Genomic DNA, 18,387 nt, shown 5'->3' with positions numbered 1-18,387 from the left:
ACACCCTCCAAACTATTTCTGAAACCTTTGCTCAGGTTTAACTCCTGACTCCTGACTCCTGACTCCTGACTCCTGACTCCTGAGCAGGCAGAGCTGCCCGAGCCTGTTTCCAGGCCCTGACTAACCCCCCCAGCGCAAAAAAGACCACCCAGAAATTCCAGGTAAAATCATTCGGAAGCTCAGCCAACCTCAAGACCCCATCAAATAGAAAAACGAAAATCACCTGGTTTAGCAATAAACCGCCGCTAATCGCGGCTGCCAAATCCCAATATCCATGCGTGCTAATCAAAGCGGCCAACACGAACACTCCAGCAAAAAGCCACTGGTCAGCAAAAAAGATACCCGGTTCATTTACGATAAAGAGATCCTGGCTAATCAGGGCGACCACGACCAAAAATAGCGGAAGCACGCGCCGTTTGGCCTGACGCCAGGCAATGATCCAAAAAAGAAAGATCACTGCCAGACGGGCATAGTGCCAATTCCAAGGGGCATATGGAGTAAAAAATACTTCCATGGCCCTGCCTCCCAGCCAGCCCGCCGCCAGGAACATTAACAGGCGTTGCCCGGGTATTTTCTCAGCCCAAAATCCAAAAGCGAGAGAAAAGAGAATCCACTCACCGTAAGGTAACATCCATTACCCTCCCAGGGTTTCTTTGGCTCTCCCTAGTATTCCCCGCTTCGCCGACTTTAGACCGGAATCCACCCCGGCTTTGCGCCAACGCGACAAATTAAGCAATAGTCCGATTTCCACCATGGTCACAAACAGGGAACTCCCCCCGTATGAGATTAAAGGCAAGGTAATACCCGTTACCGGAAAAACCCCGGTTACCACAGCCAGGTTGATTGCGGTCTGAATCGCTAAGGTAGACGTGAGCCCAAAAGCAAATAACTGCGTAAAACGGTCCGGGCATTCTCTTGCCGTCTTGTACCCGCGAACGAACAAGCCGATGAACAATCCCATCAGAAGCAATGTCCCCCATAATCCGAGCTCTTCTCCGATAATGGCAAAGATCATATCTGTAAAATTCTCCGGCAGGAATCCATACTTCTGCCTGCTCTGACCCAGACCGACCCCAAAAAGCCCGCCCGAGCCGAAAGCAATCTGGGCATTAATGATTTGATACCCATCGTCCGAAGCATAAGCCCAGGGGTTTAACCAGACGAGTATCCTTGTCCACTGGTATTCCATATGACGAACAAGATAGAACAAGGGAAGACCGAAGACAGGGACAGCCATGAAAAAATATTTAAGCGGCAGTTCTGTTCGCAATAACATCGCCGCGGCCGTCAACAGCAAAACCATGGTGGTGCCCAAATCCGGCTGTTTATAAACTAAGGCCAACAACGGCAGAAGCACGCCCAGCGGCAAAGCCAGATCCTTCAAGTGGCGTACCGGGTAACGGTCAAGAATATGGGCATAAAAGAGTACTAAGGCCAGTTTGGCAATTTCCGAAGGTTGAAAGCTAAAAAATTCTCCGATTTTTAACCAGCGGGCCGACCCTTTTAAGGTTACGGACGCTTCACTGAAAAGAACCGCGAAAAGCAGAATAAAGCTAAGGATTATCCCAATTCCCGCGAACCGGCGCCAAAACTTATACGGCACCAAGAGCGCAATTAATGCTCCTGCGACTCCAAGGATAGCCCATTTCAGCTGCTGCAAAAAATAGAAGTAGGGCGTGTTGGTGGCATTATATCCCTGAACCGCGCCTGAGCTTAATACCATGATTAATCCGTAGATTAAAATAGCCACGGCAAAAAATAAAAGCTTAAAATCTATGGGTCCCACTTTCCGCATGTTCCCCAGCCCTTTACTGCAAATGTTCCATTTACAGGGAAATTCACTGAAGCTTCTTTTTTCGATTTCATTTGCGAATTTGTCGGAACGGAAAATGACTTCCTACTCCTTGAGTAAGAAGTCACCCATTTCATCAAAATGTCAGCGCAAGAGCTTCCTTCTGCTCATACCGTTCTAAATCTGGCATCAGCCATTGTCGCTGTTGTCGTTATCCGTGTTCTTACCGTGATCGTCTTCGCCGTTTGGAATTCCTACAGCCTCTCCGATGGTAACCTCCGGGATTTCAGGCTGAGCGGCGAGTTCTTCTTGGGCAATCGCTGCCTTGGCTTCAGCCGCCGCTTCCCGGATACTTAGGCTGATGCGTTTTTCTTCCGGCTTGCACTCAATCACTTTGGCACTGACCATATCTCCGACTTGCACGACCTCTTCCACTTTGCCCACCCGGCGGTCTGCAAGCTGGGAAATATGAACCAGGGCGTCGACTCCGTCTTCTAATTGGACAAAGGCACCAAAGGGAGCGATCCGCACGACTTTACCTGAAACCAATGATCCAACCGGGTATTTATCTGCCGCCTCTGACCATGGGCTTGCCTTAAGCTGCTTTAAGCCAAGGCCGATTTTTTCATGCTCCCGGTCCACTTTCAGAACCTGAACCTCGACCTCATCCCCTACCTTGAGCAATTCGGAGGGATGCTTTACCCTGGAATAGGCCATGTCAGACACATGCAGCAGTCCGTCCACGCCGCCGATATCCACAAAGGCACCGAAATTGGTCAGGCGGCGTACAACCCCTTTCACGATATCTCCTTCTTGCAAGGACTCCATTAATTGTTTGCGTTTGCTTTGTTGTTCTTCCGCCAGAATCGCTTTTTGTGAGAGTACGACTTTCTTGCGGGCCGGATCAAATTCAATCACTCTCAGACGCAGAGTCTGGCCCAAAAACTGATTCAAATCTTCTACAAACCCAAATTGGATTTGGGATGCCGGGACAAAGCCACGCATACCAACATTAACTAACAGTCCGCCCTTTACAACCTCAATCACTTTTGCTTGAATCTCTTCGTTGCTCTCAGCCAATTCAGCTAAATGATCGACTGCCCCGGCCTCATCGGCCCGCCGTTTTGACAGAACGGGATATCCTTCTTCGTTCTCCACCCTTAGTACGACTGCGGAAATCTGATCACCGACGGCGACCACATCCTCCGGTTTTTCCACATTGCCGACCGCCAATTCCCGGCGCGTGATTACCCCTTCAGACTTCCACCCGATATCTACAAAAACCTCATCATCCGTCATTTTAACCACGGTGCCCGTAACCACAGCTCCGCGGTGAAGTTCCTGCAGTCCTTGATCCCAGCTTTCCATGTTCATGCTATCCTGATTTGATTCCTCAGCAGCTTGTGTTACCGGTTCCTTTTCATTCATGTCCGACATCTTTCTATAAACCTCCTCGATTATCCAATCCGGCGTGGAAGCACCGGCTGTGAGTCCAGCCGTCTTAGCTCCTACAAACCAGATTTCTTCTAATTCCGAAGCAGTCTCTACTAAATAAGTAGGTACTTGGTCTGCACAGATCCCCACTAATTTACGGGTATTGGCACTGTTCTTTCCCCCGACCACCACCATGACATCGACTTTGGCCGAGAGCTCGCGTGCAGCCTCTTGACGTTCCTGGGTTGCATTGCAAATGGTATGGTAAACCGTTAAATCCTCTGTATGGCGGCGCAGTTCTTCCACAATCAGCTGAAAATTAGCTGCGGGCTGCGTGGTTTGAGCCAATACCGCCAAACTGGGGTACTGTGGAAGCGCACGGGCTTCTTCGAGGGTTTCTATGGCTAATGCTTGTCCCCCGGCCCAGCCGAGGATTCCCTGAACTTCGGGATGTTCTCTATCCCCAACCACAATGACCTGACGGCTCTCAGCGGCTTTGGCCGCCAACTTCTGGGCCTTCCAGACAAAAGGACAAGTGGCATCAATCAGATCGATATCTCTGGCAGCCGCTTCCCGGTAAACTTGGGGAGGGACACCATGAGAGCGGATAATTAAGGTCTTAGCCCCGGCATGGTCAAGGGTGGGCACATCTCGCACTCCGCGCTCAGCCAAGCGCTCCACGACCTGACGGTTATGAATCAAGGGTCCCAGGGTTGCTACCTCTTTGGTCGCAGCGGATTTTTCAGTTAAATCGAGCGCGCGTTTGACTCCGAAACAAAATCCGGCTTTATCCGCTCGTATAACCTTCAATTCAAAACCTCCTCCCAAGCGGATAGGGAGAGTAATTCAGCCTAGAATTCACCTGAATAGCTAAAGTAAACATTTCGCTGCTTAGGCGCGAAATTCCTGCTTTAGTGACTACTTTTCATGTATAAGGTTCCCTAAGCGCTAAAAAACATGCGGCTTAAATCTCCGGCAATTGTTCGAGTGCTTCCATAATTTTTTGGGCCACCCACTCCCGCCGGTTTTCGACCCCGGCAGGGGGTTTAAGCATCTCCGGCGTCAGGGGTTTTCCGATTACAATGCCTACTTTACCCCATCCTTGGCTAAATAGCTTGCGCGTGCCGCTCACCCGAACCGGCACAATCGGCGCCTGGCTTTTTTCCATAAACATGACAATTCCCGGGAGGGCTTTCTGAAGTTGTCCGGTCTTGGAACGGGTTCCTTCCGGAAAGACCCCCAAAACTCTCTGTTCTTTAAGAATTGCCAGGGATTGGCGGATTGCACTGGTATCTCCCTGGCCCCTTTTTACCGGAAAAGCACCCAGATGTCTTAACACCCAGCCAAATAAAGGTACGTGAAAAAGTTCATCTTTCGCGATATAACAAACCTGGCGGGGGACGCTGCAGCCAATCAGAACCGGATCCCAGAGGCTCACATGATTGGAGGCAAGGATTACCGGTCCCTCGGTCGGAAGGTTTTCTATCCCTTTAATTTTCCAACCCATGATGCGAAAAGGAAGCGACATCACGGCTTTAGCAAAATCATAAAAGGTCATCTTCGTTCCTCCTGAGCCATAGTTACTATCTTAGAGATTACTTGTTCAACCGTGAGCCCGGTCGTATCCAGAATCACGGCATCCGGTGCCGGTTTGAGAGGGGACACGGCCCGTTCGCGATCCTGACGATCCCGCCGCTCCATGTCCTTCGCAATCTCTATGAGGGGTATTTCTTGTCCCGCGGCCTTTAATTCCAGCCAACGCCGCTGGGCCCGCTCTTCAGCAGACGCTGTGAGAAAAATCTTCAGCTCTGCCTGAGGAAGCACCTGGGTTCCGATATCCCGGCCATCCATGACGACATCACCCTGCTTTGCTTCCTCCCGCTGCCAGGCTACCAGGCGCTCGCGCACTTTGGAATAAGCTGCGATCACCGAAACCGCCCGGCTAACCTCCGGAGTCCGGATTTTTTCCGTCACATCCTCTCCGTCACACCAAACCCTGTCCCCCTGGGCATGATTAAAGCGAACCGTGGTCTCTGCCGCTAAGCGCTCAACCTCTTCTTCCGCCTGAATGTTTACCTTATTATTTAAGGCCTTATACGCCACTACCCGGTACATCGCCCCGGTATCAAGGTAAAAAAGCCCCAAGCGCTTGGCTACCGCTTTGGCAACCGTACTTTTTCCCGCACCGGCCGGGCCGTCGATGGCAATTTGCATTTTTTAGAGGCTCCTTTAAGTATTAGAGTAGTCAGGAATCAGTAAATACAAAGTACATTATAGCAAACTTTACGGGTAACGTACATTCTTTGCTGCTTCATTAGCTTCATTAGCTTCATTCACCTTAGCTTCATTCACTTCATTCTTTTACTATTCTAAGGCTTTCATTCCCTTCATTTCATTCCCCACATACCTAAGCTTTCATCGTATCATGCCCGTCATTATACCGGTACCCGCTATTGTCTGGCTGCCATTGTTCTAAATACTTTATGACTTTTGCCACGGCCTCGGGCAGGCTTTGATGGGCCGCTTCACTCAACTCTGTCCCCCAATCGAGTTTTTCCGGCTGGATTCCGACCACCACGATCTCTTTCGGCATGTTGCCCGTAAAATGTGCCCAGTATAGAACTTCAGCAAAACTCATGTCATGAAGAGATAACTTGCCCTTCGTGTATTTCGGTACGTCATCCCCCTGCCACACCACGACTTCTCCGGGGGCGCGCCCGTCATCGACGGCGTCCAAGATGATGAGATGCTTCTTGCTTTCGATAAAGCTGAGCAGAGACAGGCCGGACGTCCCCCCGTCCAAAAGCTCTACTTCCGGAGGAACCCTGTCTTTAAGTAATTCCAAGAGATGGAGGCCGACTCCTTCGTCGCGCCGCAGGAGGTTGCCTACAGCCAGGATTCCGATTTGGTCATTTTGGTACATTGAGACACTTCTCCTTACTTTGCTGTTGAAAGCATGTCTTCGGGTAGACTTGAGTTATCGCTTTCCCCGCTCCCGACCAGTTCAAACTTATACCCGTTGATCATGGATGATACCGTTCCATCGTCATCGAGAATATCCTGGCGGAACACCATATAGAGATGCCCCAGCAAAAACAAGGGATAACTCCAGGCAAAAAGGTGGTGGAGATTACGCACTTGATACTCCCCTCGGAAACCCGGAATTACCCAGCCAAAAATGGAGTAGAGCACGCCCCCGGGATCCTCGCCGCTGCGCATCGCCAATCCGGTAAGAATCATGAGGGCACCGGCCAGCCAGATAAACAGAAAGTACATTAACTGGGCCAAGGCATTGTGCCCTAAGTGGAGGGTATGCTCACGGGTCATAAAGGTATAATATTTGAACGTTGCAACCAAGTCCCCCCAAAACTCTTTGCGCCATAAACGCAGCTTTGAGTACTCGTTCCCGGCCCAGAACCAGTACAAACGGAAGAGCAAATTGGCGATGAAAATGAAGGCAAAAATCCCGTGCCAGGCCCGGATTTGCCCCATGATAAAATTTTGATAAGCTTCACCCCTCGGAGTCAGGATGGGATTCCCGATATAGATTCCGGTAAGAAACAGGATAGTAATCGCCAACGCATTAATCCAATGAAACAGCCGGACCGGAAACTGCCATACGTAGACCTGCTTTCTCAAGGCTTGATGTTCGGACCGGGAAACGGATGAATCATTCATAACCCATAAGCCCCCCTTCTTTGTTCTTAAAACAGCTAAATAACGCGAAGATTCAGCATCTCTTCTCCCTCGCGGTTAAGCAGATGAGTCGCGCAGGCTAAACAAGGGTCAAAGGAATGAATGGTGCGCAGGAGTTCCAGCGGCTGGTCTGGGTTAGCCAAAGGGGTATCAAGCAGGGATGCTTCATAAGGACCAATTTGTCCTTGGGCATCGCGGGGGGACGCATTCCAAGTTGTTGGGACCACGGCCTGATAGGATTCAACTTTTCCCTTGTTGATTTTAATCCAATGGGCCAAGGCACCTCGCGGGGCTTCGCAATACCCGACTCCCTGGGCTGTGGCCGGCCAGGTGCTAGGATCCCACTTGTCAGGATTGAATACCGCGCTGTCTCCGGCCTTGATATTCGCAACCAGGTCTGCGTGAAAACCGGCTAAGTGATCTACCGAGTATTTTGTTTCTAAAGCCCGGGCCAACGTCCGGCCCAAGGTGGAAAAGAGCGCACTCAGCGGCAGATCTAATTTTTTCAAAGCATCATCGACCAGAGTACGCATTCTCTGATTGCCGCGCGCGTACCCAATAATAAAACGAGCCAGCGGTCCGACCTCCATCGGTTTCCCCTGCCAGCGCGGCGTCTTGATCCAACTGTAGCGCTTGTTTTCATCCAGATTTTCGTAGGGCGGTTTGGGTCCGTCATACTGGGCTTCCGTCCGCCCCTGCCAGGGATGAAGTCCGGCCTGGGGATCGTCATAGCGGTACCAGGAATGAGTGACAAATTCTTGAATATGTTTGGGATCTTTGAGATCAATGTCATATACTTTACTTAAATCCCGGTCCAAGACAATTCCGCCAGGAAACAGGTAGCTGTCCGGGTTTCTGACATCGACTGTGGGTACGCCGCCATATGCCAGGTAATTCCGGACCCCGCCGCCGTAAAGATCTTTTTTATAGAAGTTGGCGATGGCCAGAATATCCGGCATTAACACCTGGTCAACAAACGTTTGAGCTTCCTCGATTTTCGTTTTGACCAGGTTCAAGCGCTCTATATTAATCGTGTTGTTGCCATTGATGTTAATGGCGGAAGCCATCCCGCCCACTAAATAATTAGGGTGAGGATTCTTGCCTCCAAAGACGGCATGCACTTTGGCAATTTCTTTTTGCCAATTGAGCGCTTCCAGATAGTGCGCCACGCCCATTAAATTGGCCTCGGGCGGGAGCCGGTAGGCCGGGTGTCCCCAGTAAGCGTTGGCAAAAATCCCGAGCTGCCCGCTTTCAACCAGGGTCTTCACCTTAGTTTGCACATCCCGGAAATATCCGGCGGAAGAAAGCGGCCAACCGGAGATGGATTGGGCCAGAGCGCTGGTTTGCGCGGGGTCAGCCTTAAGCGCGCTCACGACATCGATCCAGTCAAAGCCGTGCAAGTGATAAAAATGAATCACATGGTCCTGAACAAACTGGGTTAAAGTCATGATGTTGCGGATATAGTTGGCATTCTTGGGGATACGGTAATCAAGTGCGTCTTCCACTGCACGCACGGAGGCGATGGCATGGATGTGGGTGCAGACCCCGCAGATCCGCTGCACAAAAGCCCATACATCCCGGGGATCACGGTTTTCCACAATCTTTTCAATCCCACGAAATAGGGTACCCGAGCTTAACGCGTCCGTAATCTTGTTCCCTTCCAAAACCACTTCAATCCGCAAATGTCCTTCAATCCGGGTTATCGGATCGACTACGATTCTTGTTGGCATAATCAAGATCCTTTCTTCTCTTCTTTCTCTCTGCCTTTAATCGCTCCGGTGGCGGCCGCATGGGCCAGCACCCCTACTCCGGCTACGCCGAGGGCTCCTACCCCTACTTTATCCGGATTAAACCCAATCGCCCCATTGGGGATGTCAGCTAAATGCGTGTAGAAAGGGGTATTGTCGAAGAAATTATTTTCGGAACAGCCGATGCAGGGGTGACCGGATTTAATCGGGTAACTCACCCCGTCATTCCACTGGGTGACCGCACACGCATTATAGGTGGTTGGACCTTTGCACCCCATTTTATAGAGACACCAGCCTTGTTTGGCTCCCTCATCGTCAAAACTCTCCACGAACTGGCCGGCGTCAAAGAAGGCGCGCCGGTTGCAGCCGTCGTGCACCCGGTGCTCATAGAAAGCCCTCGGGCGCCCTTGATTGGTCAGCTCAGGAATTTTATCGAAGGTCAGGTAATGGACAATCGTTCCGGTGATCACCTCGGCTATCGGCGGGCAGCCGGGAACATCAATCACCGGTTTAGTGGTGACAACCCGGCGTACGGGCACGGCTTGGGTTGGATTGGGATAGGCTCCTTGGACACAGGCATTGGTGGCACAGGATCCATAAGCAATCACCGCCGCCGCTCCTGCGGCCGCTTCTTCAAGGATACTGGTCGCTGTTTTCCCGCCGATGGTGCAGTAAATCCCGCCGTCCCCCAGGGTTGGACTGCCTTCAACCACCAAGAGATATTTACCGTTGTAATCTTTCATGGTTTTGGCTTTAGCGGCCTCGGCCTGCTCCCCGGCCGCAGCCATAAGCGGCTCCATGTAATCAAGTGAAATCATATTGAGTATCAAATCAGCCACCAAAGGATGGGCTGAGCGCAGAAAGGATTCTCCGCAACAGGTGCATTCCTGCAAATTAAGATATATCACCGGCATGCGCGGCTTTGTCTCCAGGGCTTGAACGATTTTGGGCACCGCCGCAGCATCCAACCCCAGCATGGCTGCCGCCAAGGTGCAAAACTTCAGAAAGTCCCGGCGAGTTACGCCTTTACTGCGGGCCCAACGGTAAAAACTATCGGATGAAGGCAACTTAACCCCTCCTTGCTTTCCCATTTATCATCCTTATTGTTTAGTGGATAGCCCACATTTATTCATGAACGCTCTTGACCTTCCTCTTCATCCACTATAAAGTTGGAGAAGGTAATCTTAATTTATCTTGAAAATAAAAAAGAAAGCCCCGGGAATTCCCCGAAGGCTTAACAGCTATTATTCCTGACCTATACCTTGTTCATGGTTCCAAGACGAGCGATGACGGTGTTGATGATGTTCATGGTGCGGATTGGGACCCATGCGTTTACCTGCTTCCCTTCCGACCAGGAACGCCCCCGTTAATCCAATCATGCTCCAAAGCCAGCTCCGATTTTGTTGACGCCGACGGTTCATCCTAAACATTTTAACTCCCCCTTTTATGGTTAGAATCTGTCAAAACAGCAAAAATTACTCCTGGGAAAAAGGGGAATTCATTTTGAGACATCCATTATTTAATTGTTTATTTAAACACTTTAGATAAGAGGGGACTGAATTTATGAAATATCAGGTAGTACTATGGGATTTAGATGGAACACTAACGGACCCTAAAGAAGGGATTACAAAATCCGTCCAATATGCTCTGGAAAAATTGAATGCGCCTGTTCCAACCCAAGATGAGCTTGAATGGGTCATCGGTCCGGCCTTAAGCAAAAGTTTCGAGATCCTTCTAAAAAGCACGGACGAAACACTTGTTTCCAAGGCTTTGGAGTTCTACCGGGAGCGCTACCGAGAAAAAGGGATGTACGAAAATAAAATCTATCCTGGAATCCCGGAGCTCCTTCAAGACTTAAAAGAAGCAGGCTGCTTGAATGTTCTGGCCACTTCAAAACCAAAGCCGTTTGCTGAAGAAATCCTCAGGCACTTTAACTTGAGCCGGCATTTTCACCTCATCATGGGCAGCAATTTAAACGGAGAACTGGTAGATAAAGGGGATTTAATCCAGGAAATCCTGCGCCGGCTGCCACAGGACATATCCTGGAAACAGACGGTCATGATCGGAGACCGGCGCTTCGACATTGAAGGGGCCAGGCGCAATGGTTTGGATGTAATCTCCGTGGCGTACGGGTACGGCACGATGCATGAGTTGGAAGAAAATAAACCGGATTATATTGCTAAAGGCCTGACTGAGCTACGAACCATTCTATTCGAGGATAAATAAATTTAACCTTGTTCTTCTTCCGCCACCGGATAACGGACAGCAGCATCAAGATATACATACTCATGATCATGCTCCTGCCGGACCATACCTACGATTCCATGATCATTGACTTGTTCAAGCTGCTTAATAGTATAATATTGATAGGCCCGTTCATCCCAGGGATCCGAAAATTCCTGGACTGTATCCAGATATTCCCGCAAAGGCACTTTATAACGCTGATGGTAGACTTGTAAAGTAATCAAAGATCATCCCTCCTAAAACTAGTGTGGAAGTACGACCACATCTTTATCCATCGTACGTTATTAAAATTAGGAGTTTATAATGGAAGAAATTAAACCTGTAAAAACCCTCAACTGGGTTGACCTCATAGCTGCCGTGCTTGGGATCGGGGTACTGTTTGTGCTACTGGTGCTTGCCACCAAATGGGCTGCCGCCCGCTGGCCCCATGAACAACTGCTTTTATACTTAAATGGATTTCTCACCCAGCTTGCTTTCCTCTTTTTAATTTGGGTTATAAAAACCTTCAGAAAATGGAACTGGGCCGACTTTGGCTGGCGTCCGGTAAAGTTCCGCCAAGTCTGGCCCAGTATTATCGGGTTGTATATCTTTGCATGGTCTATTAATTTCATGTACGGCTTGTTCTTACTCAGCCGCGGATTTACCCCGCCGGAAACAGATGTGTACTCCCAGCTTTTCGGACAAGCGACGCTTCTAACCTTTCTCCTCAACTTCCTGCTCGCCAGTATTCTGGCCCCGCTCACGGAGGAAACCCTGTTTCGGGGAGTGATCTTTGGCAGCCTGCACACCTATCTCGGCAAGTGGACGGCCGCCGCCATCAGCTCCGCGTTGTTTTCCCTGCTTCACTTCCAAGCTTACGGGTTTTTGCCGCGCTTTATGTTAGGGCTGATTTTAGCCCACATGTACGAAAAGAACCGCTCACTTTACCCTTCCATGGCCTTGCACGCTTTGAACAATTTTGTGGCAACTGCGCTCTTAGCAGGGTTGTCGATGTAAAACAATTTTACGAGCAAATTCAAGCTCAAATCATTTTATTGAAATACGCTTCCTCGACCTGTAATTGCCTTTTCAAAATATCTTTCCATAGTCGCTTGGGTATTTCACCTGTTCCTTTAGACACCTTTGTACGTTTTATACTCCCATCAGGCATCATTTTCCTGTAGAAATAATGATCTGTATCCTTAAAAAGCTCCCATCCGTCTCGTTCGCAGAAACGTTTTAACTCTCTCCAGCTAGGCATCGATCAGACCTCTTAATGCTTCTTTATCTTTCTGAATAACCACTCGCATGACATAGGGAAAATGCGACTTTCTATTGGGAGCATTATAGTATTTCTGGAATTCATTCATATACTCGTTAGCATATTCAACTAGTTCTTCAATGATTTCCGTTTTTAATTCCTCTAAATTAGATGCATTGGCCAATAAGTCAAGCTCTCTCAATGAGCCGCTATAACTGCCATCAGCCTCTTTTTCATATGCTAAATTAAACCGGTAAGGTGATAGAACAAAATCCAGCTGTTCAAGAGACATGGCCGCCATGTAATCTCTATTTCTTTTAATTACAGATGGTTTATACCGAACTACACTGTCGATAAAATTGCCCCATTCCTTCCTAACGTCTGTGGCATTCATCACCTCACGCATAATTACACTCTCCTTAGCTAACGCCATATTCTTCACCTCCAATTATATACTATGTACACAACGTACACAATATACATATTGGTTGTATTTGGAAAAAAGAGGAGGCTTTATGCTTTGGAACAGAAAAAAAATGAACTGGGCGGACTTCGACCGCCCCATTTTATACGCGCGAACTCCGACCCAGTTACAGATTATATTTAGTTATTTGAACTCAATTGCCTTTTTCCTTTCGAGATTATATAACATTCATTGTTTTCAGTTCCTGTATTTCTGCATCAGTTAATCCCAATAAATCTCGGTACACTTCCTTATTATTCGCTCCTAAAAACGGCGCCGGTTGATCAAAGCCTGCCTCCGCTTCCGAAAACTTGATCGGATAACCCCAGGACTTAAAGCCTTGAATAATTCCTGCTGTTGGATGTTGAATATCAACTAAAGTTCCCCGTTCGGCAAGTTCCTCATCCTGCAATATATCTAAGAAATTGTGAACTGGGCCACTAGGCACCTCACATTTAATTAAGATATCTACTGCTTCCTGAGTAGTCATGGGTCGGCTCCAGGCAGCAATGAGCGCGTCAACCTCATCGGCGTTAGCAGTGCGTTGAGACTGGCTGCTATACCGGGGATCGCCAATTAGCTCTGCCCGATTCATCGCCTTGAGTAGCCGCTCCCAATGCTGGTCGCTGCCGCTGGCAATTACAATATATCCGTCTTTTGCCGGATAGGAGTTGAAGGGGGTGAGCCTTAATAATCGATTGCCCATACGCACCGAATGCCCTTGTGACGCCCAGAAATCAAGCGAATCGTCCATCATTAGTGCAAGTAAAGCATCCAACATAGAAGTCTCAATCAGTTGTCCTTTTCCTGTAACTTCACGGAAATGCAATGCGCCCAGGATCCCGATCGACGCGAACATCCCAGAGGCTAAATCACCTAACAGAACTCCAGTTTTAACCGGTGGTGAATCAGGCATCCCATTAATAGACATTAGTCCGCTCATTGCCTGTACAACGATATCGAAGGCTGGAAGATCACGATATTTCCCAGAAAGCCCGAATCCGGAAATCGAAGAATAAATCAAACCCGGATTAAGCTTTTTTAACTCATTATAGCCTACCCCTAATTTATCCATTGTACCGGGCCGAAAGTTTTCAACTACTACGTCAACATGTGTTGCTAAGTCCTTAAAGATTTCTTTACCTTTAGCATGCTTAAGGTTTAAGGTAATACTCTGTTTATTCCGACCCCGTTTTAAGATACCGAATGATAAATCTTGCTCATCCAGAGGTTTAGCTGCAACCCCATTCTTCCCAGCAAAGGGTGGACTTATCCTGGCCGGATCTCCCACTTTAGGCTGCTCCACTTTAATTACTTTTGCGCCCATCCCAGCTAATAAGAGGGTAGCATAAGGACCGGACAGAAATGATGTAACGTCTAAAATTGCAATTCCTTCTAAAGGCTTGGTCACGAACTTCACTCTCCTTTTCCCTGTCGCATCCTAATCTCTAAGCCATTAATATGACGCTCTTCGAGATAGACTTTTTATCAGCAGCCTCGGGAGATCAAAATCTCGATATCATAGCTAATTAATTAGGCGAATGACTTTGTCTGGGTAAGGTCGGTAGGGGCAGACGCATTCTCACCTATTTGATTCCGTCCCACAGGGCACAATATCATGCATCGTCCACACATTGCGGCAACCCGCTCTAACCGGTTCCATCTGTTGTCCGATTTTGCAAGCTTAAACCAGTCCTCCACCTTAGTAACCGTTTGTTGTACATTCTGGGCCTGCAATCTGCCGGCCGTACCAGCCGCTAGGCCGGTTACACCGCTTCTGCAGATCGGTTTAATCAGCTTACCATAGATGTAGGTTCTGTCACTAATATTTAAGTCAACACTCTCTGTTTCGCTAAGTGCTTCAGTTGGACATTCTTTGACGCACTTTTTGCACTTTTTGCATAATGGAGGCCCGCTGTATAAAGGATCTGCCTCCAACTCTGCTTCAGTGACGATAACCACCCAGCGAACTCTGGGGCCTGCGTCAGGAGTGAGGGCTAAACCATTCCATCCAAACTCCGCCAGACCAGCACATACAGCTGAATGCCTGTTTGAGATTACTCCTCGCATTAAGTATTCGTCACGCCCCACACTAGAAGGTGGCAGAAATACCTTCGAACCAGCCTCGTTCAGATATTCAGCAAGTTTCAGTGCAACATCCTCCATGTAGCTATTAATCAAGTTATAACCAAAAAGCATGTAGGTAAAAATACCGTGTCTCATGCCCTCATACGCTCTATGATTAGATTGCGTACAACCTTCTGGAACGCGCACACCCATGACAATCACTGATTTGGCTTCTGGCAGGAGATCATTTGGACGATGCCCTACAGGTGCATTAGCCCAACGATCAACTGATCCGACACCGAAGTAATCCATACCATTGTCCAATGCCATCTTTCGCAGATCTTCTTTCAGATTCATGTGCATCCTTCTCCCTTTCGCCTGGTCTAATTCGTTCCAATTGGACACTCAATCATGCAGCGATGACAATAATTGCCGTGATTAAACTCCATTCTTTGCCATGGATCATCCTTTTTGTTCATCTCGAACCAGTCGTCCATGCTTTTCATTTGAGCAGGGATATCGGCTTGCAAACGTCCGGGAGTACCTTTGACCAACCCTGTTGTCGCACAGCGGCAAAGTGCCTTCTGACGCAGGGAATAGCTAGTACGGAAGTCGCCAATTTGTACTTCAACAGCCTGATCCTCACTTAGAGCACCTACCGGACAAATTTCAACACATAAATTGCATTTTGTGTGATCGCAAAGCTTAGAACCTGTGTAAAGACTGTCAGGCTCGATTTCTGCGTCAGTGATAACGGAAACCCAACGCACACGAGGACCATCTTTGGGCGTCGCAACAAAGCCGCTCCAAGTAAACTCTCCCAGACCAGCACAAACAGCGGCGTACCGGTTCGACATAGCCCCCATGTATAGATACTCATCACGTGGTTGACTCGAAGGTATAGGATATGCTACCCTTTTATAGTTTTTTTCGATATATCTAACTACTCGAAAAGCAGCATTATTGAGCATATCGTTGACTTTAAGGTAGCCATAAATCGTATATGAGAAGTACTGATGTCTCTCACCGGCAAAAGCCTGTTTGTGAGCCGTAATTGCTCCCTGTGGTATTTTCTTTCCCAATACAATTACGGACTTTGCACCTGGTAATAGGTCTGTAGGACGATGGCCTTCAGGTAAGTTCGTTAATCTCTCAGCAGGGGAAACGCCGAAGTACTCCATCTCATTTGCTTCGGCCAGTTTTTGAAGTTCCTCTTTTATTCCCATTCTTGTATCCTCCTTGTTATTGATTAGTCCTTAACATTGATTATTTCGCAACTTAATTAAACTACTCTTTCAAAAGCTAAACCGTAACCTCCCTCTTTTAATCTTGATAGACAACAAAATACTTGGTTTTTATCTTGTTAAATAAATTTTAACATTAAATTTATTGAAAATATTTTGGATTAGTGATATATTTATTGAAAATATCGATAACATCAGGGTAGGTGAAATAATTTGGAGCTAAAACATCTAAGAATATTTCAGAAAATTGCAGCCGTAAAGAGTTACTCTCTAGCCTCACGTGACTTGTACCTTTCACAACCTACTCTCAGCACTCACATTAAAACATTAGAAAACGAATTAGGTATAGACTTATTTATACGTAAAAAAACACGTGTTGAAGTTTCACCGATAGGCCAGGTTTTTTTACAATACACAGATCAGATTCTTGCCTTAGTTGATGAGGCTAAAAAAAACGTTGCTGATTATAAAGAGGGCTTTCATGGTACAATCAGTATTGTTTCGACCCATACTATCTGTAACTGGCTCTTACCCGACATTATTCATAAATTTAACCAGCAATACCCAATGGTAAAGATAATATTAAATACCGATTTCTCTCCATATGGTATAGAAATGCTCTTAAAACAAGAGGCCCATTTTGCAATAATCAGATTGCCCTCCCCAAGCTTTAGTGACCGCAGATTTGTATCGAAAATTGTTCATTCCGATGAATCTATCTTGGTTGCCTCCCCGGAGCATAGAATTAGAAAATTAGAAAATGTAAGCTTGAAGGACATTAGTACAGAAAAATTGATCGCATTTGCTGTCAAAACTAATTTTTGGTCCCAGATACAAAGTTCTTTTCAACGTTATGGTTTAGAACCAAATGTTATTATGGAGTTAAATGATATTCATTCAGTAAAAATAATGGTAAAACGGGGCATGGGTATCGCTTTTTTACCCTCCATCGCAGTCCAAGACGAGATTAAAGACAAAACCTTAATTACATTGCCGATTATTGACTGTGAGCCCATAAAACGTTATTCCACTTTTATTCATAGAAAAGACTTAATTTTAACCGGAGCTTTACAAAATTTTAAAAACTTTATATGCAAACAAACCGTCTCTTGTCACTGATCGGACAATATAGATAAAGACCCCAGGGTTTTTACCCTGAGGCCTTTAAATTTTGTTTACTGCATTAATACTCTTGGAATGTACAGAGAAATACCTGGCCAGAAAATAAACGTGATTAACCCAAGAATCATGATTACTAAAAACGGGGCCACACCTTTTACAACACTCTCCACCCGCTCTTTTGCCATTGCACTGACTACGAATAAATTTAACCCCACCGGCGGTGTAATCATTGCCAATTCCATGTTCACTGTCATAACCACAGCAAAATGAATTAGATCAATATGCAGGGCATGGATTATCGGCAACAACAAAGGCAGAGTAATGAGAATTATGGAGACAGCTTCCAAGAACGTACCCATAACGAAAAACATTAAGTTTGTGGCAAAAAAGAATGCATACTTACTAAGATGATGATCAGCAATCCACATTGAAATTTGATTCGGTACTTGATTGGCGGTGAGAAAGAGAGCAAAAACTTGGGCCGCAGCAATGATCAAAAAGATCATGGACGAAATATTTATCGACTCTCTAAATACTGTTCTTACATCTTTTAATTTAAACTCTTTATATATTAGAGTGGATACAATAAGCGTGTAAAATACGGAAAGAGTGGCTGCCTCAGTCGGAGTAACTACGCCTAAGTAGATTGTTCCTAAAATAAAGACCGGGAGAAAAGCGCCGGGCAGAGCTTTAATGGTTGTACGCCAGCGTGTGTTCCATGATGCACGCTCACTTCTGCCGAATCCTTTAGCCTTTGCATATACCACGGAAGTTACGATGAGAATTAATGTCAAGAAAAGACCAGGAAGCAAACCGGCCATGAATAATTTGCCAATGGATTCTTCGGCTGTAACTCCGAAGACAACCATTGGGACACTCGGGGGAATTAGAATTCCCAAGGTACCGGCTGCCGCAATTAACCCCATCGCATATTTTTTATCATATCCGCCCTCGATTAAAGTAGGCATCATGATCGAACCAATTGCTGCTGCGGTGGCGGGACTCGATCCGGATATAGCTGCAAAAATGGCACAAGCCATTATTGTTACTACTGCTAGTCCACCCGGTAAATGCCCAAACCATGCCTTGAGTGCCGCTATAAGATATTTAGATATACCACCATAGGACATGAGCACTCCTGCGAAAACAAACGCTGGTATAGCCATAAGCGTATTAGAAAGCAGTGAAGCAAACATCCGTTGCGCAACCATATACATCGTGAATTGGCCATCGATTCCAAGAACGATAATAGCAGCTAGGGCCAAGCTTATAGCAATAGGCACATTTATCAGAAAAAGAACAATGAATAGAGTAAATAAAATAGCTGTTTCCATGAA

19 protein-coding genes are annotated in these 18,387 nt (G+C 47.2%); 3 read left to right on the top strand and 16 right to left on the bottom strand.

Annotation, left to right across the window (positions count from 1 at the left end; all coding sequences use genetic code 11):
- Positions 1–37: 37 nt before the first annotated feature.
- The 10 genes from J0X21_RS07540 to J0X21_RS07495 all read right to left on the bottom strand — a co-directional run bounded on the left by J0X21_RS07540 (position 38) and on the right by J0X21_RS07495 (position 10,100).
- On the bottom strand, positions 38–631 hold the full coding sequence (locus J0X21_RS07540; protein WP_206811583.1) for a hypothetical protein: 594 nt from the start codon (positions 629–631) through the stop codon (positions 38–40).
- Between the two features lie 3 nt (positions 632–634).
- Complete coding sequence (gene ftsW / locus J0X21_RS07535) at positions 635–1,795, bottom strand: putative lipid II flippase FtsW (protein WP_206811582.1); 1,161 nt, start codon at positions 1,793–1,795, stop codon at positions 635–637.
- Positions 1,796–1,981: 186 nt separating this feature from the next.
- Complete coding sequence (locus J0X21_RS07530) at positions 1,982–4,036, bottom strand: bifunctional 4-hydroxy-3-methylbut-2-enyl diphosphate reductase/30S ribosomal protein S1 (RefSeq protein WP_206811581.1); 2,055 nt, start codon at positions 4,034–4,036, stop codon at positions 1,982–1,984.
- Positions 4,037–4,190: 154 nt separating this feature from the next.
- Positions 4,191–4,784: a lysophospholipid acyltransferase family protein gene (locus J0X21_RS07525; protein WP_206811580.1), complete on the bottom strand. Its 594-nt coding sequence runs from the start codon at positions 4,782–4,784 to the stop codon at positions 4,191–4,193.
- On the bottom strand, positions 4,781–5,440 hold the full coding sequence (gene cmk / locus J0X21_RS07520; RefSeq protein WP_206811579.1) for a (d)CMP kinase: 660 nt from the start codon (positions 5,438–5,440) through the stop codon (positions 4,781–4,783). The genes J0X21_RS07525 and cmk overlap by 4 nt, the downstream gene beginning before the upstream one ends.
- 193 nt (positions 5,441–5,633) lie before the next feature.
- On the bottom strand, positions 5,634–6,149 hold the full coding sequence (locus tag J0X21_RS07515) for a HyaD/HybD family hydrogenase maturation endopeptidase (RefSeq protein ID WP_206811578.1): 516 nt from the start codon (positions 6,147–6,149) through the stop codon (positions 5,634–5,636).
- Positions 6,150–6,163: 14 nt separating this feature from the next.
- Positions 6,164–6,904 carry a Ni/Fe-hydrogenase, b-type cytochrome subunit gene (gene cybH / locus J0X21_RS07510; protein WP_206811577.1) on the bottom strand — a complete coding sequence of 247 codons (741 nt, stop codon included), beginning with the start codon at positions 6,902–6,904 and terminating at the stop codon, positions 6,164–6,166.
- A gap of 35 nt (positions 6,905–6,939) precedes the next feature.
- Positions 6,940–8,652, bottom strand: coding sequence for a nickel-dependent hydrogenase large subunit (locus J0X21_RS07505; protein WP_206811576.1), 1,713 nt, complete (start codon positions 8,650–8,652; stop codon positions 6,940–6,942).
- A gap of 2 nt (positions 8,653–8,654) precedes the next feature.
- Positions 8,655–9,737: a hydrogenase small subunit gene (locus J0X21_RS07500; protein WP_407947634.1), complete on the bottom strand. Its 1,083-nt coding sequence runs from the start codon at positions 9,735–9,737 to the stop codon at positions 8,655–8,657.
- Positions 9,738–9,914: 177 nt separating this feature from the next.
- Positions 9,915–10,100: a hypothetical protein gene (locus tag J0X21_RS07495; protein ID WP_206811574.1), complete on the bottom strand. Its 186-nt coding sequence runs from the start codon at positions 10,098–10,100 to the stop codon at positions 9,915–9,917.
- Positions 10,101–10,233: 133 nt separating this feature from the next.
- On the opposite strand from J0X21_RS07495, the gene J0X21_RS07490 reads away from it, so the two are divergent.
- Positions 10,234–10,896, top strand: a complete 663-nt coding sequence (locus J0X21_RS07490) for an HAD hydrolase-like protein (protein WP_206811573.1) — start codon at positions 10,234–10,236, stop codon at positions 10,894–10,896.
- A gap of 2 nt (positions 10,897–10,898) precedes the next feature.
- Here the strand turns inward: J0X21_RS07490 and J0X21_RS07485 are convergent, their stop codons facing one another.
- Positions 10,899–11,138 (bottom strand): hypothetical protein, encoded by a 240-nt coding sequence (locus J0X21_RS07485; protein ID WP_206811572.1) that lies wholly within the window; start codon positions 11,136–11,138, stop codon positions 10,899–10,901.
- Between the two features lie 79 nt (positions 11,139–11,217).
- On the opposite strand from J0X21_RS07485, the gene J0X21_RS07480 reads away from it, so the two are divergent.
- Entirely contained in the window at positions 11,218–11,910 is a 693-nt protein-coding gene (locus J0X21_RS07480; RefSeq protein ID WP_206811571.1) for a CPBP family intramembrane glutamic endopeptidase, read from the top strand.
- A 236-nt stretch (positions 11,911–12,146) separates the two neighbouring features.
- Here J0X21_RS07480 and J0X21_RS07475 read toward each other — a convergent pair whose 3' ends face one another.
- From J0X21_RS07475 to J0X21_RS07460, 4 genes are all read right to left on the bottom strand, one after another.
- The gene (locus J0X21_RS07475) at positions 12,147–12,587 is read right to left on the bottom strand and encodes a hypothetical protein (protein ID WP_236006136.1); all 441 of its coding nucleotides are present in this window, start codon (positions 12,585–12,587) and stop codon (positions 12,147–12,149) included.
- A gap of 208 nt (positions 12,588–12,795) precedes the next feature.
- Complete coding sequence (locus J0X21_RS07470; RefSeq protein ID WP_206811570.1) at positions 12,796–14,028, bottom strand: CaiB/BaiF CoA transferase family protein; 1,233 nt, start codon at positions 14,026–14,028, stop codon at positions 12,796–12,798.
- A 122-nt stretch (positions 14,029–14,150) separates the two neighbouring features.
- A complete protein-coding gene (locus J0X21_RS07465) occupies positions 14,151–15,041 on the bottom strand; it encodes a hypothetical protein (protein ID WP_206811569.1) in 891 nt (296 codons plus the stop codon).
- Between the two features lie 26 nt (positions 15,042–15,067).
- Positions 15,068–15,910: a hypothetical protein gene (locus J0X21_RS07460; protein ID WP_206811568.1), complete on the bottom strand. Its 843-nt coding sequence runs from the start codon at positions 15,908–15,910 to the stop codon at positions 15,068–15,070.
- Positions 15,911–16,141: 231 nt separating this feature from the next.
- On the opposite strand from J0X21_RS07460, the gene J0X21_RS07455 reads away from it, so the two are divergent.
- Positions 16,142–17,047, top strand: coding sequence for a LysR family transcriptional regulator (locus J0X21_RS07455; protein ID WP_206811567.1), 906 nt, complete (start codon positions 16,142–16,144; stop codon positions 17,045–17,047).
- 56 nt (positions 17,048–17,103) lie between these two features.
- Here J0X21_RS07455 and J0X21_RS07450 read toward each other — a convergent pair whose 3' ends face one another.
- A complete protein-coding gene (locus J0X21_RS07450; protein ID WP_206811566.1) occupies positions 17,104–18,384 on the bottom strand; it encodes a TRAP transporter large permease in 1,281 nt (426 codons plus the stop codon).
- Positions 18,385–18,387: the final 3 nt, after the last annotated feature.

Origin of the sequence: Paradesulfitobacterium ferrireducens (genome assembly GCF_017310645.1) — a bacterium.
Classification (GTDB): Bacteria; Bacillota; Desulfitobacteriia; order Desulfitobacteriales; family Desulfitobacteriaceae; genus Paradesulfitobacterium; species Paradesulfitobacterium ferrireducens.
The sequence above is the reverse complement of the archived record's forward strand: the minus strand, read 5'-3'. Positions and strand labels throughout refer to the sequence as shown.